At 68.1% G+C, this 16027-nt stretch carries 15 protein-coding genes; 10 read left to right on the forward strand and 5 right to left on the reverse strand.

The genetic code is table 11. The features are described from left to right. Positions 1-30: 30 nt before the first annotated feature. The gene (locus AC1Q9M_RS15855; protein WP_382163442.1) at positions 31-1230 is read right to left on the reverse strand and encodes a threonine ammonia-lyase; all 1200 of its coding nucleotides are present in this window, start codon (positions 1228-1230) and stop codon (positions 31-33) included. A 308-nt stretch (positions 1231-1538) separates the two neighbouring features. Between AC1Q9M_RS15855 and AC1Q9M_RS15860 the strand changes: the two genes are divergently transcribed. Then, positions 1539-3806 (forward strand): ATP-binding protein, encoded by a 2268-nt coding sequence (locus AC1Q9M_RS15860; RefSeq protein WP_382163792.1) that lies wholly within the window; start codon positions 1539-1541, stop codon positions 3804-3806. Between the two features lie 129 nt (positions 3807-3935). Here AC1Q9M_RS15860 and AC1Q9M_RS15865 read toward each other — a convergent pair whose 3' ends face one another. The 3 genes from AC1Q9M_RS15865 to AC1Q9M_RS15875 form a co-directional block, all read right to left on the reverse strand. Beyond that, positions 3936-4286 carry a hypothetical protein gene (locus AC1Q9M_RS15865; protein ID WP_291120422.1) on the reverse strand — a complete coding sequence of 117 codons (351 nt, stop codon included), beginning with the start codon at positions 4284-4286 and terminating at the stop codon, positions 3936-3938. A gap of 180 nt (positions 4287-4466) precedes the next feature. Beyond that, the gene (recQ, locus tag AC1Q9M_RS15870) at positions 4467-6377 is read right to left on the reverse strand and encodes a DNA helicase RecQ (RefSeq protein WP_492434567.1); all 1911 of its coding nucleotides are present in this window, start codon (positions 6375-6377) and stop codon (positions 4467-4469) included. A 5-nt stretch (positions 6378-6382) separates the two neighbouring features. Continuing rightward, positions 6383-6802 carry a rhodanese-like domain-containing protein gene (locus AC1Q9M_RS15875; RefSeq protein WP_382163436.1) on the reverse strand — a complete coding sequence of 140 codons (420 nt, stop codon included), beginning with the start codon at positions 6800-6802 and terminating at the stop codon, positions 6383-6385. A gap of 81 nt (positions 6803-6883) precedes the next feature. Here AC1Q9M_RS15875 and AC1Q9M_RS15880 point away from each other — a divergent pair, with 81 nt between their 5' ends. Then, the gene (locus tag AC1Q9M_RS15880; protein ID WP_382322711.1) at positions 6884-7930 is read left to right on the forward strand and encodes a homocysteine S-methyltransferase family protein; all 1047 of its coding nucleotides are present in this window, start codon (positions 6884-6886) and stop codon (positions 7928-7930) included. 216 nt (positions 7931-8146) lie between these two features. Continuing rightward, a complete protein-coding gene (locus tag AC1Q9M_RS15885; RefSeq protein ID WP_492434568.1) occupies positions 8147-9094 on the forward strand; it encodes a TerC family protein in 948 nt (315 codons plus the stop codon). A 4-nt stretch (positions 9095-9098) separates the two neighbouring features. On the opposite strand, the gene AC1Q9M_RS15890 is transcribed toward AC1Q9M_RS15885, so the two are convergent. Further along, complete coding sequence (locus AC1Q9M_RS15890) at positions 9099-9695, reverse strand: cyclic nucleotide-binding domain-containing protein (protein WP_492434569.1); 597 nt, start codon at positions 9693-9695, stop codon at positions 9099-9101. Positions 9696-9792: 97 nt separating this feature from the next. On the opposite strand from AC1Q9M_RS15890, the gene AC1Q9M_RS15895 reads away from it, so the two are divergent. From AC1Q9M_RS15895 to AC1Q9M_RS15925, 7 genes are all read left to right on the forward strand, one after another. Then, positions 9793-11004: a sensor histidine kinase gene (locus tag AC1Q9M_RS15895; protein ID WP_492434570.1), complete on the forward strand. Its 1212-nt coding sequence runs from the start codon at positions 9793-9795 to the stop codon at positions 11002-11004. A 2-nt stretch (positions 11005-11006) separates the two neighbouring features. Next, a complete protein-coding gene (locus AC1Q9M_RS15900; RefSeq protein WP_382163426.1) occupies positions 11007-11690 on the forward strand; it encodes a response regulator in 684 nt (227 codons plus the stop codon). Positions 11691-11835: 145 nt separating this feature from the next. Next, positions 11836-13254 (forward strand): CmpA/NrtA family ABC transporter substrate-binding protein, encoded by a 1419-nt coding sequence (locus AC1Q9M_RS15905; protein WP_444687847.1) that lies wholly within the window; start codon positions 11836-11838, stop codon positions 13252-13254. 2 nt (positions 13255-13256) lie between these two features. Then, positions 13257-14120, forward strand: coding sequence for a nitrate ABC transporter permease (gene ntrB, locus AC1Q9M_RS15910; protein WP_382163424.1), 864 nt, complete (start codon positions 13257-13259; stop codon positions 14118-14120). Beyond that, complete coding sequence (locus AC1Q9M_RS15915; protein ID WP_492434571.1) at positions 14110-14982, forward strand: ABC transporter ATP-binding protein; 873 nt, start codon at positions 14110-14112, stop codon at positions 14980-14982. Before ntrB ends, AC1Q9M_RS15915 begins: the two co-directional genes overlap by 11 nt. Positions 14983-15111: 129 nt before the next feature. After that, positions 15112-15555, forward strand: coding sequence for a cyanase (cynS, locus tag AC1Q9M_RS15920; RefSeq protein ID WP_492434572.1), 444 nt, complete (start codon positions 15112-15114; stop codon positions 15553-15555). After that, positions 15555-16022, forward strand: a complete 468-nt coding sequence (locus AC1Q9M_RS15925; RefSeq protein WP_492434573.1) for a nuclear transport factor 2 family protein — start codon at positions 15555-15557, stop codon at positions 16020-16022. The genes cynS and AC1Q9M_RS15925 overlap by 1 nt, the downstream gene beginning before the upstream one ends. The last annotated feature ends 5 nt before the right edge of the window (positions 16023-16027 follow it).

Genomic DNA, 16027 nt, shown 5'->3' on the forward strand with positions numbered 1-16027 from the left:
TGCCGCAGCGTCAACCGGTGGGCGCGCGGGTCAGAGCAGGGTGGTGTCGAAGCCCGCTTCGCGCAGGCGCTCGATGACCTGTTCGATGTGTTCGCGCCCACGCGTCTGCAGCACGAGTTCGATCGCCACGTTCTGCGCCGCCAGCAGCGTGAAGGCGCGCTGGTGGTGCACTTCGTCGATGTTGGCGCCGGCCTCGGCCACGGTGGCCGTGATGCGCGCCAGGTTGCCGGGCACGTCGCGCGCGTTGACCTGGATGCGCGCCAGGCGGCCCGCGCGCACCATGCCGCGCTCGATGATGGAGGCCAGCAGCATCGGGTCGATGTTGCCGCCGCTAAGCACCAGACCCACGCGCTTGCCCGCGAAACGCTGCGGGTGTTTGATGAGCGCGGCCAGGCCGGCGGCGCCCGCGCCTTCCACCAGCGTCTTCTCGATCTCCAGCAGCATCACGATCGCCTGCTCGATGTCGCCCTCGTCGACCAGCAGCAGGTCGTCCACCCGCTGGCGGACGATGGCCTCGGTGACCACGCCCGGCGTGCCCACCGCGATGCCCTCGGCAATCGTGCTCGTGCCCTGCGGCAGGTTCGTGCCCTTGATGGCGTTGACCATGGCGGCAAAGCGCTCGGTCTGCACGCCCACGATCTCGATGTCGGGCCGGATCGCCTTGGCGGCCGTGGCGATGCCGGCGATCAGGCCGCCGCCGCCGATGGCGATCACCAGCGTGTCCAGGTCGGGCTGCTCGCGCAGCATTTCCAGCGCCACCGTGCCCTGGCCGGCGACGATCGCCTCGTCGTCGTACGGGTGCACGAACACCAGGCTCTGCTGCTGCGCCAACTCACGGGCGTGCGCGCGAGCCGCATCCAGCGTGTCGCCGTGCAGCAGCACCTCGGCGCCGAAGCCGCGCGTGCGCTCCACCTTCACGCCCGGCGTGAAGCGCGGCATGACGATCACCGCGCGCACGCCCAGCCGGTGCGCGTGGTAGGCCACGCCCTGGGCATGGTTGCCCGCGCTCATGGCCACCACGCCGCGCGAGCGCTCCTCGGGCGTGAGCTGCGCCAGCTTGTTGCAGGCGCCTCGTTCCTTGAAAGAGGCGGTGTATTGCAGGTTCTCGAATTTCAGGAAGACCTGACAGCCGGTGAGCTGGGAGATGGTGCGCGATTCGACGAAGGGCGTGTCCAGCACCTGGCCGGCGAGGCGACCGGCGGCGGTCTGGATGTCGTGTAGTTGCAGCATGGCGCGATTGTGTACCGGCCGTGACGGTGTGGTGCGAGGGCAAAGCCCGACAAATTGCTCAAACCGTTCGTATCACTCTCTTCCATGATTCATCAAGCTGGGTTATGGTCCGCTGAAATGTCGGCTCCCTTGGCATGGCGTCACGGGAAGGCATTTCTGGAGGTGTCTGGATGACCAAGCGCTCGCTGCAGTCCGCTGCATCGGCGGCCCGCACCGTACTCGATGCACGCGAAGGCCGTGCCCCTCTCGCGGGCGAGGGGCGCGTTTTCGTGCCCCATGGCCTGCGCCAGGCGCCCGTGCTCGACCTCATGTGCTCGCATTTCGTGCTCACGCTGGCCGCGCGCCAGGGCCCGCGCTTCAACGTGCGGCGCGACCTCAACACCTTGCTCTCGCTCGCCGGCCGCCACCTGGTGTGGCCCCACACCGTGCTGCTGCGCCTGCGCGAGTTCCTGCAGCGCCGCTGCAAGGACAACGAACTCTGGAGCGGCCACGACGGCCTGACCACCAACGCCTTCATGGAGCGCTACGGCGTGTGGCGCGGTCCGTACGAAGAAGGTACGCTGTTCTTCTACCTGGACGAGTACGCCAAGGAGTCGCCCAAGGACCTGCTGTCGGTGCTGGCGGTCACCGGCGACTGGCTCAGCCACTCGCTCAAGAAGCAGTCCACGCTGGTGGAGAAGAACATCGACGCGCTGGCCAGCCTGCTGCAGCTCAACCGCGCCGAGCGCGCACTGCTGCTGTACGGCACGCTCGCGCGCTACCAGCGCGACCTGCGCTCCATCCTGGTCGAGTTCAAGGTCAACAACGCGCCCGAGGCCTACGCGGCCATCGCCGACGTGGCCGGCGTGAAGGCCAGCGAGGTGGGCGAGGCGCTGCGCGCCGGCTCGCGCCTGGAGCGCATCGGCATGGTGGAGAACCTGATCTCCGAGCACAACATCACCGACCTGGCCGACCTCATGAAAGTGAGCGAGAAGCTGCCACCGGTGCTGATGCGTGAGTACCGCACGCAAAGCGAGCTCATGGCCGTGTTCACCCGGCCGGCCGCGCGCTCGGCGCTGACCGCGAAAGACTTCGACTATGTGGGCGAAGACGTGCGCCTGCTCTGCGGCCTGCTGCGCGAGGCCGTGGCGCGCAAGGAGCCGGGTGTGAACGTGCTGATGTACGGTCCGCCCGGCACCGGCAAGACCGAACTCGCGCGCGTGGTGGCGCAGGCCGCCGGCCTGGAACTCTTCGAGGTGGAGTACGCCGACCGCGACGGCAACGCGCTCTCGGGCCGCGACCGCTACCGCTCGCTGCAGATCGCGCAGGTGTTCCTCAAGGGCACGGCGCACTCGGCGCTGCTGTTCGACGAGGTGGAAGACGTGTTCCCGCCGATCTCCAGCGAGGCGGCGCAGATCATGGCGCGCGCCGAACACGTGGCGGCCGCGCACACCGGCAGCGTCAGCGGCAAGGCCTGGGTCAACCAGATCCTGGAGACCAACGCCGTGCCCACGCTGTGGGTGACCAACCGCATCGAGCAGATCGACCCGGCCTTCCGCCGCCGCTTTGCCTACCACCTCGAACTCAAGAGCCCGCCGCCCGGCGCGCGCGAGCAGCTGGTGCGCAAGACGCTGGAAGGCGCGCCGGTGTCCGATGGCCTGGTGGCGCGACTGACCGAACGCAAGGGCCTCACGCCCGCGCAGATCCGCACCGCGCTGCGCTTCGCGCAGCTGGCGGGCCAGCCCGCGCCCAAGCGCGGCAGCAAGGCGCGGGCGGCCGAGGCGGCCGCGCCCGTGCTCGACGAACTGATCGAGCGCCAGCTCAAGAACGCCGACCTGGCCCTGGGCCGCAAGCCCGACCTGGTGCAGCGGCCCAGCGCCACGCAGTACAGCCTGGACATGCTCAACGTCGAATCGCGCTACGAACTGCCGCGCGTGATCGCCGCGCTCAAGGCGCGCGGCCATGGCTGCCTGTGTTTCCACGGCGCGCCCGGCACCGGCAAGACCGCGCTGGCCGAGCACATGGCCCAGCAGCTGGACCGCCCGCTGATGATCCGCCGCGCGAGCGACCTGGTGAGCAAGTTCGTGGGCGAGACCGAGCAGCAGATGGCGGCCATGTTCCGTGAGGCCGAGGCCGAGAAGGCGGTGCTGCTGCTCGACGAGGCCGACAGCTTCCTGCAGGACCGGCGCGGCGCGCAGCGCACCTACGAGGTGACCGAGGTCAACGAGATGCTGCAGGGCATGGAGCGCTTCGCCGGCATCTTCATCTGCACCACCAACCTGATGGACAGCATCGATCAGGCGGCACTGCGGCGCTTCACCTTCAAGATCCGTTTCAAGCCGCTCACGGCGAGGCAGCGCGAGACCATGTTCGTGGTGGAGGCCCTGGAGGGCGATGCCACGCGCCTGGACGCGGGCTTGGCCGCCCGGCTGGCCAAGCTGGAGCAGCTCTGCCCGGGCGACTTCGCGGCCGTGAAGCGCCAGGTGGAGATCCTGGCCGAAGCGCTGGCCCCCGAGGAGTTCATGGCCCAGCTGGAGGCCGAGCACCGCATCAAGCCCGAAGTGCGCGAGGCCAGGGGCATCGGCTTCGTGCACTGATCGAACGAGGCAAAAGAAAAGGCCACCCGAAGGTGGCCTTTTCTTATCCAGTGGCAGCGCGGAACCGGCTTTGCCGGGCCGCTGCCGCCGCCCCTGGGGGTGACGCCGCAGGCGGCGCAGGGGGGATGGTCAGTGCAACAAGGCCATCGGGCCGCTGGGCAGGTCGTCCGCCGAGTACTCGGGGTGGTTGGAGACGAAGAAGCGCAGTTTCTGGTCGAGCCGGGCGACGCGGCTGTTGGCCACGCTTTCGCAGTGGTGCTTGGAAATCAGGCTGAACAGCTTGCTGCGCAGGAACCAGAGATCCTTGGGCGTCTGGCAGGACATCAGCGCGGCGTGCACGCGCTGGCGCACCGGGTCCTTGATGTCGGCCATGGCTTCATGGAACTCGTCAACCAGAAAATCCAGTTCCAGCACCTGGGTGTCGTGGTACTGCGGCTGTACCTGCCGGGATTTGCCAAACCATGGCAACCTGAAAAACATGACGCGCTCCGTTTCGTGGGTCTCAGGCCGAGGGGACAAGAAGTCCTCCGGCTACATCTGAAACATCGGCGCGGCAGGCGCAAGCTTGAGCGGCAGCGGGGCCCGACAGGCGGTGCGCCGACAGGCGGTTGAGGGTCTAGAACCTAGGTAATCAAAGGCCGGGAAAGCGCCCGGCTGGCATCAGACGAAAGCACTCACGACCCGAAGCACGTCCGAGCCGTAGGCTTCGCGCTTTTTCTGGCCGATGCCGGCAATGCCGTCCAGATCGGCCAGGGTTTCGGGTTTGCGGCCGGCGATCGCGCGCAGGGTCGCGTCGTGGAAGATCACGAAGGCCGGCAGGTTGTGCTCGCGCGCCACGCCCGCGCGCCAGGCCTTGAGGGCCTCCAGGCATTCGCGTTCGGACAGGCTGAGCGGCACGCCATCGTCCTTGGCGGTGGCGCGCGAAGCGCGTTGCCGGCCGCTGCGCGCCGAGCTGGTGGACTTGTCCGCCAGCGACTTGAGCCACACCGGGCTCTGGCCCTTGAGGATGTCGCGCGCCGCGTCGGCCAGGTGCAGGGTGTTGTAGGGCGCGTCGTGCACCTGCACCGCCTCGCGCGCGATCAGCTGGCGCAGCAGCGCGCGCCACTGGGTTTCGGAGAGGTCGGCGCCGATGCCGAAGGTGGACAGCTTCTCGTGGCCGTACTGTTTGACCTTGTCGGTGGCCTTGCCGCGCAGGATGTCCATGATGTGGCCGGCACCGAAGGCGGTGCCGCTGGCCTGCTGCACGCGGTAGATGCACGAGAGCAGCTTGCGCGCCGATTCGGTCGCGTCGTGCAGCTCGGGCGGCGTGAGGCAGTTGTCGCAGTTGCCGCAAGGCTGGCTGGCTTCGCCGAAGTACGACAGCAGGCGCACGCGCCGGCAGTCGCTGGCTTCGGCCAGCGTGAGCAGCGCGTCGAGCTTGCCGCGCAGCACCTGCTTGAATTCGTCCGCCGCCGGACTTTCGTCGATCATGCGGCGCTGGTTCACCACGTCCTGCAGGCCGTAGGCCATCCAGGCGTTGGCGGGCTCGCCGTCGCGGCCCGCGCGGCCGGTCTCCTGGTAGTAGCCCTCGATGTTCTTGGGCATGTCCAGGTGGGCCACGAAGCGCACGTCGGGCTTGTCGATGCCCATGCCGAAGGCGATCGTGGCCACCATGATCAGGCCCTCCTCGCGCAGGAAGCGGTCCTGGTGGCGCTGGCGCACGGCCGCGTCCAGGCCCGCGTGGTAGGGCAGCGCGTTGAAGCCGGCCTCGCACAGCATCGTGGCCACTTCCTCGACCCGGCGGCGCGACTGGCAGTAGACGATGCCGGCGTCGTGACCGTCGGCACCGGTGTGCTCGTCGCGGATGAAGCGCTGCAGCTGGGTTGTGGCGTCCTTCTTCTCCACCAGCTGGTAGCGGATGTTGGGCCGGTCGAAGCTGCTGATGAAGGTGCGCGCTTCCTGCAGCTGCAGGCGCTCGACGATGTCGGCGCGCGTGAGGTCGTCGGCGGTGGCCGTCAGGGCCACGCGCGGCACGCCGGCGTAGCGCTCGTGCAGCACCACCAGGGCGCGGTACTCGGGGCGGAAGTCGTGGCCCCACTGGCTCACGCAATGCGCTTCGTCGATCGCGAACAGGCTGAGCTTGCCGCGCTCGTGCAGCGAGTCCAGCAGGGCCAGGAAACGCGGCGTGGTCAGGCGCTCGGGCGCCGCGTAGAGCAGGGTGAGCTCGCCGCGCAGCATCTGCTTCTCGACCTGCTGCGCGTCTTCCAGCGACAGGCTGGAGTTGAGAAAGGCCGCGGCCACGCCAGCCTCGATCAGCGCGCCCACCTGGTCGTGCATCAGCGCGATCAGCGGCGAAACCACCACGGTCAGACCCTGGCCGGCGCGCTCGCGCACGATGGCCGGCACCTGGTAACACAACGACTTGCCGCCACCCGTGGGCATGAGCACCAGCGCGTCGCCACCGGCGCCCACGTGCGAGACGATGTCGGCCTGCGGGCCCCGGAAGGCGTCGTAGCCGAACACCTCGTGCAACACGCCGAGGCTGGTTTCCAGGATTTCGCTGCCGGGGGCGATGTCGATGGCTTCGGTCATCCGTTTTACATCTGCTCCCAGGGCAGGCCGTCGTGGCGCCAGCCGTTGAGGCTGGAGCGCTTGAAGTCGTCGTTGAGTTCGCCCTCGAAGCCGTGCAGCACGTGCGCCACGTCGCTGAAGCCGGCGGCCTCCAGGGCCTGGCCCGCGTCCAGCGTGCGTTTGCCGCTGCGGCAGATCAGCAGGATCGGCCGGTGCTTGCCGCCGGCCTCCTGTTCGACCGACGACGCAAAGCGCGCCGGGTCGGGCGTGAGGTCGGGGTATTCGTACCAGGGAATGTTCTCCACGCCGGGCGGGCGGCCCACGTAGAGCGACTCGATCTCCATGCGCACGTCGACAAACAGCGGGGGCTCTTCGCCACGGGCCGCGCGCTGCTCGCGTTCGGCCTGCAGCCAGGCCCAGGCCTGCTGGGGCGTGAGGTGTTTCATGGCGGGTATTGTCGGGGAATTCGCAGGGCCGCCCGGATGACCGTGGGCCCTGGGCCTGGGAGGCTACCTACAATCCAGGGCATGAACGCCCCTGCCTACACCCGCGCCCAGGCGCTGCCCGAGATCCTGAAGCACCGCATCGCCATCCTCGATGGCGCCATGGGCACCATGATCCAGCGCTTCAAGCTGGGTGAGGTCGAGTACCGGGGCGAGCGTTTCAAGGACTTCCACAAGGACGTCAAGGGCAACAACGAGCTGCTCAGCCTCACGCGCCCGGACGTGATCCGCGACATCCACGAGGGTTACCTCGCCGCCGGCGCCGACCTGATCGAGACCAACACCTTCGGCGCCACCACCATCGCGCAGGACGACTACGAGATGGGCCACCTCGCGCGCGAGATGAACCTGGCCTCGGCCCGCCTCGCCCGCGAGGCCTGCGACAAGTTCAGCACGCCCGACAAGCCGCGCTTCGTGGCCGGCGCCCTGGGCCCCACGCCCAAGACCGCGAGCATCAGCCCCGACGTGAACGACGCCGGCGCGCGCAACGTCACCTTCGAGCAGCTGCGCGCGGCCTACCTGGAGCAGATCGAGGCCCTGGTCGAAGGCGGGGCCGACGTGCTGCTGGTCGAGACCATCTTCGACACGCTCAACGCCAAGGCCGCGCTGTTCGCGGTGGACGAGTTCTTCGAGCAGTCGGGCCAGCGCCTGCCGCTGATCATCAGCGGCACCGTGACCGACGCCTCCGGCCGCATCCTCAGCGGCCAGACCGTGACCGCCTTCTGGGCCAGCGTGCGCCACCTGCAGCCGCTGGCCGTGGGCCTGAACTGCGCGCTGGGCGCGGCGCTGATGCGCCCCTACATCCAGGAACTGGCCAAGGCCGCGGGCGACACCTTCATCAGCTGCTACCCCAACGCCGGCCTGCCCAACCCCATGAGCGACACCGGCTTCGACGAGACGCCGGCCGACACCAGCCGCCTGCTGCGCGAGTTCGCGGCCGAAGGTCTGGTCAACATCGTGGGCGGCTGCTGCGGCACCACGCCGCAGCACATCGAGGCGATCCGCCTGAGCGTGGAGCCCATGGCGCCGCGCAGCGTGCGGCGCGACTTCTTCTACAAGGAAGCGGCCTGAAGTCCCACGGCGGCGCGGGGTTTGAAGGACCTCGTGCATAATCGCCGTTCCCTTCAAGGGGAGTAGTCAGTCCACCACCCGGCGTCCAGCCGGGCCTCGGTGGGCGGGGTTTCCGTCATTACGTGGCCTGCGGGCCACCGGGAATCCAGAGCCGCGCCACGCGCGGTGGTGACAAGACCTTGGGGTGTTTGTTCAACACCAACCTGAGGTTTTTCAATGGAAAGCATTGCCCCGCTGTGGCTGTGGGTCGTCTTCGTCGTGTTCGTCGTGGCGGCTCTGTTCGTGGATTTCGTCGTGCTCAAGAAGCAGGGCTCGCACGCCGTGGGCGTGAAGGAGGCGCTGAACTGGTCGTTCGCCTGGGTGGCGCTCAGCCTGCTGTTCAACGGCCTGTTCTGGTGGGCCGTGAAGGACGCCACCGGTTCGAGCGCGATCGCGACCGAGAAGTCGCTCGAATTCCTCACCGGCTACCTGATCGAGAAGAGCCTGGCGGTCGACAACATCTTCGTCTTCCTGCTGATCTTCAGCTACTTCGCCGTGCCGGCGGCGTTCCAGAAGCGCGTGCTCATGATCGGCATCCTGGGCGCGATCGTGTTGCGCACCGTGATGATCCTGGTGGGCGGCTGGCTGCTGGCGCAGTTCCACTGGATCCTCTACGTGTTCGGCGCCTTCCTGGTGCTCACCGGCGTGAAGATGTGGTGGGCCGCCGGCCAGGAGCCCAGCCTGGACGAGAACCCCGCGCTGAAGCTGCTGCGCCGCGTGCTGCCCGTGAGCAAGGGTTTTGACGGCGAGAAGTTCTTCACCGTGGAGAACGGCAAGCGCATCGCCACGCCGCTGCTCATGGTGATCTGCCTGGTCGGTTTCACCGACGTGATCTTCGCGGTCGACTCCATCCCGGCCATCTTCGCGGTCACGCGCGACCCGTTCATCGTGCTGACCAGCAACGTGTTCGCCATCCTGGGCCTGCGCGCCATGTTCTTCCTGCTGCAGGCCGCGGCGAGCCGCTTTCACCTGCTCAACTACGGGCTGGCGCTGATCCTGGTTTTCATCGGCACCAAGATGCTGCTGATCGACATCTACAAGATCCCGGTCGCGGTGGCGTTGGGCGTGGTGCTGTCCATTCTGGCCATCACCATGCTCTGGAGCGCGCGCACGGCGAAGGCCTGACGCTTCAGTCCAGGTCGGGCACCAGCCGGTCGATCTCCTGCTGCATGGAGAACACCAGCTGGCTGTAGAGCTGCAGCTTGCTGTCGGCCTCGCGCAGGCGCCGGCTCAGGCGCAGCGCCACGGCGCTGAGCAGCTTGGCGGCGGTGGCGGGCTCTTCGGCGATCAGCGCTTCCAGCGCATCGCGCGTGAGCACCGCGCAGCGCACTTCGGTGCTGGCGGTGCAGGTGGCCGAGCGCGCCGCGCCGTCCATCAGCGACATCTCGCCCATCAGGTGGCCGGGGCCGAGCACGTTGACGGTCTGGGCGTCAACGCGGCTCACGTTGAGCGCCTCGACCGTGACCTCGCCTTCCACCACCAGCGCCATGAAGCCGTCGTCACCGCTGCCCCCGCTGTCGCCCTGGCGGATGATGGCCTCGCCTTCGGCGCAGTGGCGCATCTCCATGTAGCCCACCACGGTGAGCGCCTCGCCTTCGCTGAGCTGGATCAGCGCGTTCGCCGAGCGCAGCAGTTCCGCCGCGCGCCGGGCCGTGCCCGAAGCGCTCGCGCGGGCGCGGCGCTCGTTGGCGGGGCGCGCGCCGAACAGGGTGTTGAACAAGGCCATGGCGGGTGACGGGTGGGCGGGGTGGGCAAACCAAGCGATTGTCGTGCCTTCTGGCGCCATGCACCGCTTTGGCACATCGATTGCTTGGGTAAGGCCCATGCACCTGGACGCCAACCACCTCGTCAGCCGGCCCGAAGCGCCCGCCACCACCGGCGCCTGGCGCGACCCGCTCGCGCTGCTGCTGGCCTCCACCGGGGAGGGGGTGTTCGGCGTGGACCTCGACGGCCTGTGCGTGTTCATCAACCACGCCGGGGCCCGCATGATCGGCTTCGAGCCGGCCGAGCTGCTGGGCTCCAACATGCACGACCTCACCCACCACTCGCACGCCGATGGTGCGCACTACCCGGTGGAGGACTGCCCGATCTTCAACGCCTTCCGCCAGGGCCTGCCCTGCCGCATCGACAGCGAGGTGTTCTGGCGCCGCGACGGCAGCAGCTTCCCGGTGGAGTACTCCAGCCACCCCATCGTGGACGGCGGCGAGGTGCGCGGCGCGGTGGTCACCTTCGTCGACATCACCGAGCGCAAGCGCGCCGCCGACGCCCTGCGGCGCGCCAAGGATCAGCTGGAGGAACGTGTGGGTGAGCGCACGCTCGCGCTGGCCACCGCATTGAAGCAGGTGCGCGAACTGGCCGCCCGCTCGGAAACCGTGCGCGAGGACGAGCGCACCCGCATCGCGCGCGAGGTGCACGACGAGCTCGGCAGCCTGCTGGTGGCGCTCAAGATGGACGTGAACTGGATGGACAAGCGCCTGTCCGAGCAGGAGCAGCGCAGCGCCGACGCCGCGCACGACATGCGCGAGCGCATGCGCTGCAAGTGCCAGAACATGAGCCGGCTGATCGAGACCGCGGTGGACAACGTCGGCCGCATCATCACCGACCTGCGCCCCAGCATCCTGGACCACCAGGGCCTGTGGGCCGCGCTGGAGTGGCAGGCGCAGGAATTCGTGCAGTCGGCCGAGCTGGCGCTGGACTGGCACCTGGCCGTGGCCGACGCCCCCGAGCCGCCCGAGCCCCTGGCCATGGCGGTGTTCCGCATCTTCCAGGAGATGCTCAGCAACGTCGGGCGCCACGCGCACGCCGACCGCCTGGGTGTCCACATCGTCGTGCGGGGGACTGCCCTGCAACTGACCGTGCAGGACAATGGCGTGGGCGCGCCGCCGCAGGCCTTCGAGGCCGCGAATGCCTATGGCGTGATGGGCATGCGCGAGCGGGCGCGCCATTTCGGTGGCGACATTCAAATAGAGAGCGCACCAGGCCAGGGCACGCGCATGTGCCTGACGGTGACGCTGCTCCCGGAGACACAGGCATAGACATGAACACCTCTTTCGACCTGTTGGCCGAGACCATCCGCGTGCTGATCGGCGACGACCACCGCATCGTGCGCGAAGGGCTCAAGCAGATCCTGGCCGACGCGCCCGATGTGCAGGTGGTGGCCGAGGCCCAGACCGGGCCGGACGTGCTGGCGCAGGTGCGCGAGCTCGGCGGCAGCCTGGGGCTGGACCTGGTGCTGCTCGACATCGCCATGCCCGGGCTCGACGGCCTGGACGTGCTGCAGGCCATCAAGCGCGAGCACCCGCGCCTGCCGGTGCTCATGCTCAGCACCTACCCCGAGAAGCAGTACGCGGTGCGCTGCATCCGCCTGGGTGCCTGCGGCTACCTGAACAAGAGCGCCGACCCCGACGACATGCTCGCCGCCGTGCGCAAGGCCGCCGGCGGCGCGGTGTTCGTGAGCCAGGCCACGGCCGAGGCGCTGGCCGCCGCCGTGGGCAGCGCGGGCGCGCAGGGCGGGCCCGAGGCGCTCTCGCACCGCGAGTACCAGGTTTACCGTCTGCTCACCCAGGGCCGCACCGTGAGCGAAATTGGTGCACAGCTCGGCCTGGCACCCAACACCGTGAGCACTTACCGTGCGCGCGTGCTCGAAAAGACCGGCGCGAAGAACGACGTGGAACTCGCGCTCTACGCCGAACGCCACGCGCGCGCGCCCAAAAGCGCCTGAGATCGCCTGAAAGGCCGCGTTTTGTAGGGCTGGCCCTACACCGCGTCGGTCGGCGCGGCACGACTTGCGCCACGCAGCGCGCGGCACCCGGCTTCTGGCCCGGTGCTTGCAAAGAGCCCCTCGTCTTCAACACACGAGGTGCGCCATGTCCGACTTCTTCGATCCCTACAACGCCGATCGTCCGCTCATGATGAAGTGCAGCTGCGGGCGCGAGCACACCGTGGCCGACCACCACGCCGAGGTGGCCGCCGACAGCGCCGCCATCGAACTGCGCCGGCGCAGCGAGACCGCCGAGTTCGAGGCCTACAGCAACGAGTTCATCGAGGCCACCCTGGTCAAGGCGCTGTTCCCGCAGGACGAGATGCGCCGCCGCTTCCTGCGCGCGGTGGGCAAGGGCACGGCCATGGCCGCCATCGCCAGCGTGCTGCCGGTGACCAGCCTGCAAGCCCTGGCGCAGGAGGCCGGCACCAAGAAAGGCACGCTGGAGAAGACCAACCTCAAGGTCGGCTTCATCCCCATCACCTGCGCCACGCCGCTGATCATGGCCCACCCGCTGGGCTTCTACAGCAAGCAGGGCCTCAACGTCGAAGTCACCAAGACGGCGGGCTGGGCCCTGGTGCGCGACAAGATGATCAACAAGGAGTACGACGCCTCGCACTTCCTCTCGCCCATGCCGCTGGCCATCTCGCTCGGCCTGGGCAGCAACGCCACGCCGATGAACGTGGCCACCATCCAGAACATCAACGGCCAGGCCATCACGCTGAGCCTGAAGCACAAGGACAACCGCGACCCGAAGAACTGGAAGGGCTTCAAGTTCGGCATTCCGTTCGACTACTCGATCCACAACTTCCTGCTGCGCTACTACCTGGCCGAAGCCGGCCTGAACCCCGACACCGACGTGCAGCTGCGCGTGATCCCGCCGGCCGAGATGGTGGCCAACCTGCGCGCGGGCAACATCGACGGCTTCCTCGGCCCCGACCCCTTCAACCAGCGCGCGGTGTTCGACGAGGTCGGTTTCATCCACGTGCTCACCAAGGACCTCTGGAACGGCCACCCCTGCTGCGCCTTCGGCACCAGCACCGAGTTCATCCAGAAGAACCCCAACACCTTCGCCGCGCTCTACCGCGCGGTGCTCACCTCGGCCGCCATGGCGCGCGACCCGAAGAACCGCGAGCTCATCGCCAAGGTGATCGCGCCCAGCCAGTACCTCAACCAGCCCGAGGCCGTGCTCACGCAAGTGCTCACCGGCCGCTTCGCCGACGGCCTGGGCAAGATCCAGACCGTGCCCGACCGCGCCGACTTCGACCCCATGCCCTGGCAGAGCATGGCGGTGTGGATGCTCACGCAGATGCAGCGCTGGGGCTACATCAAGGGCGAGGTGAACTACCAGCAGATCGCCGAGAAGGTTTTCCTCATCACCGACGCGCGCAAGCACATGAAGGAACTCGGCCAGCCCTTCGCGGCCGGCCCGGGTTATGCCAAGCACACCATCATGGGCAAGGTGTTCGACCCGGCCAAACCCGCCGAGTACCTCAAGAGCTTCGCGATCCAGAAGGCGGCCTGAGCATGAAAGTCGCGAGCCTCAACCTGCGCGCCGCGCTGGTCTCCCTGCTGCTGTTCGCCGTCTTCATCGGCGCCTGGCAGCTCTCCACCAGCGGGCCCAGCATCGGCGGTTCTTCGGCCGGCATGACGGCCGAGGAGATCGAGTACGCCAAGATGATGGGCAAGGATCCCGGCGCGGCCAAGAGCACCGGCTTCCCGCCGCCGATCGAGGTGGCGAAGGCGAGCTGGGCGCAGCTGGCCGACCCGTTCTACGACAAGGGCCCGAACGACAAGGGCATCGGCATCCAGCTCGCGCACTCGCTGGCGCGCGTGGGCCTGGGCTTCGTGCTGGCCATGGCCGTGGCCATCCCGCTGGGCTTTCTCATCGGCATGTCGCCGCTGATGCGCAAGGCCTTCGACCCCTTCGTGCAGGTGCTCAAACCCATCAGCCCGCTGGCCTGGATGCCGCTGGCGCTCTACACGCTCAAGGACTCGGACGTCAGCGGCATCTTCGTCATCTTCATCTGCTCGGTCTGGCCCATGCTGATCAACACCGCCTTCGGCGTGGCCTCGGTCAAGCGCGAGTGGCTCAACGTGGCCAGCACGCTGGAGGTCAACCCGATCCGCAAGGCCTTCCAGGTGATCCTGCCGGCGGCCGCGCCCACCATCCTCACCGGCATGCGCATCAGCATGGGCATCGCCTGGCTGGTCATCGTGGCCGCCGAGATGCTGGTCGGCGGCACCGGCGTGGGCTACTTCGTGTGGAACGAGTGGAACAACCTCTCGCTCACCAACGTGATCTTCGCCGTGCTGCTCATCGGCGTGGTCGGCATGCTGCTCGACCTGATGTTCGCCCAGCTCCAGAAGGCGGTGACCTATGTGGAGTGAGTCCAGCGTGCGCGAAGGCGCGGTGGCCACCCAGCCCGCCGCACCGGCCCCAACGAAAGCCCCCAAGATGACCGGTTTCCTCCAGGTTGAAAAACTCGCCAAGGCCTACCAGGCCGACAAGCCGGTGTTCGCCGATGTCTCCTTCGCCATCGACAAGGGCGAGTTCGTCTGCATCATCGGCCACAGCGGCTGCGGCAAGACCACCATCCTCAACGTGCTCGCGGGCCTGGACACCGCGAGCTCGGGCCACTGCTTCATGGACGGCCGCGAGATCGCCGGCCCCAGCCTGGAGCGCGGCGTGGTGTTCCAGAGCCACGCGCTCATGCCCTGGCTCACGGTGCGGCAGAACATCGCGTTCGCGGTGAAGTCGCGCTGGCCCGACATGCCGCGCGCCGACCTCAACGCCCACGTCGAAAAGTTCGTCGCGCTCGTGGGCCTGAGCCCGGCCATCGACAAGAAGCCCAGCCAGCTCTCGGGCGGCATGAAGCAGCGCGTGGGCATCGCGCGCGCTTTCGCCATCCAGCCCAAGATGCTGCTGCTCGACGAGCCTTTCGGCGCGCTGGACGCGCTCACGCGCGGCACCATCCAGGACGAGCTCATGGGCATCGTGCGCGAGACGCGGCAGACCGTCTTCATGATCACGCACGACGTGGACGAGGCCATCCTGCTGGCCGACCGCATCCTGCTCATGAGCAACGGCAGCGAAGGCGCCAACGGCTACGTGCCCGGCGGCATGGCCGAGGTGGTGGTCAACCCGCTGCCGCGCAGCCGCACGCGCGCGCAGCTGCACCACCTGGATGGTTATTACGACCTGCGCAACCACATCGTGGATTTCTTGGTCTCGCGTGCGCGAGCCCATTGAACCCCCTGCGTCGCCTTCGGCGCCTCCCCCTCAGAGAGGGGGGCGACACCTGGGGCCGGCGGAGCCGGACCCGCGGTGTCCCTGGATCGACCCCTTTCACTCAACCGTTTCATCAACAAGAGGCAACACATGAACCGACTCGACGTCACCGAAAAGATCATTTCCACCAAGGTGTCCAAAGGCATCAGCTGGGCCGAGGTGGCCAAGAAGGTGGGCCAGTCCAAGGAATGGACCACGGCGCTGTGCCTGGGCCAGATGACCGCCTCGCCCGCCCAGGCCAAGGTGGTGGGCAAGATCTTCGGGCTCTCCGTGGAAGAGCAGAAGTGGCTGCAGGTCGTGCCCTACAAGGGCTCGCTGTCCACGCCCGTGCCGACCGATCCGCTGATCTACCGCTGGTACGAGATCGTCAGCGTCTACGGCACCACCATCAAGGAGCTGATCCACGAGGAGTTCGGCGACGGCATCATGAGCGCGATCGACTTCAGCATGGACATCGAGCGCCAGGCCGATCCGAAAGGCGACCGCGTGAACGTGGTGCTCTCGGGCAAGTTCCTCCCATACAAGCAGTACTGATGGAACCGCGCCCGCCGCTGCCGCCGTTCACGCGCGGGTCGGCCACCGAGAAGGTGCGTCTGGCCGAGGACGCGTGGAATTCGCGCGACCCCGACCGCATCGTCAAGGTCTACACCGAGGACACGCGCTGGCGCAACCGCGCGGAGTTCCCGGTGGGCCGCGACGCGGTGCACGCCTTCCTGGTGCGCAAGTGGGCGAAGGAGCTGGACTACCGGCTCATCAAGGAGCTGTGGGCCTTCGAGGCGAACCGCATCGCGGTGCGCTTCGCCTACGAGTGGCGCGACGACTCGGGCCACTGGTTCCGCTCGCACGGCAACGAGAACTGGCAGTTCAACGACCTGGGCTACATGGAACAGCGCCACGCCAGCATCAACGACCGGCCGATCCACGAGAGCGAGCGGCTGTTCCACTGGCCGCTCGGCCGGCGGCCCGACGACCACCCGGGGCTGAGCGCGCTCGGGCTGTGAGCGCG

Source organism: Hydrogenophaga sp. GW823-FHT04C09, assembly GCF_058796355.1.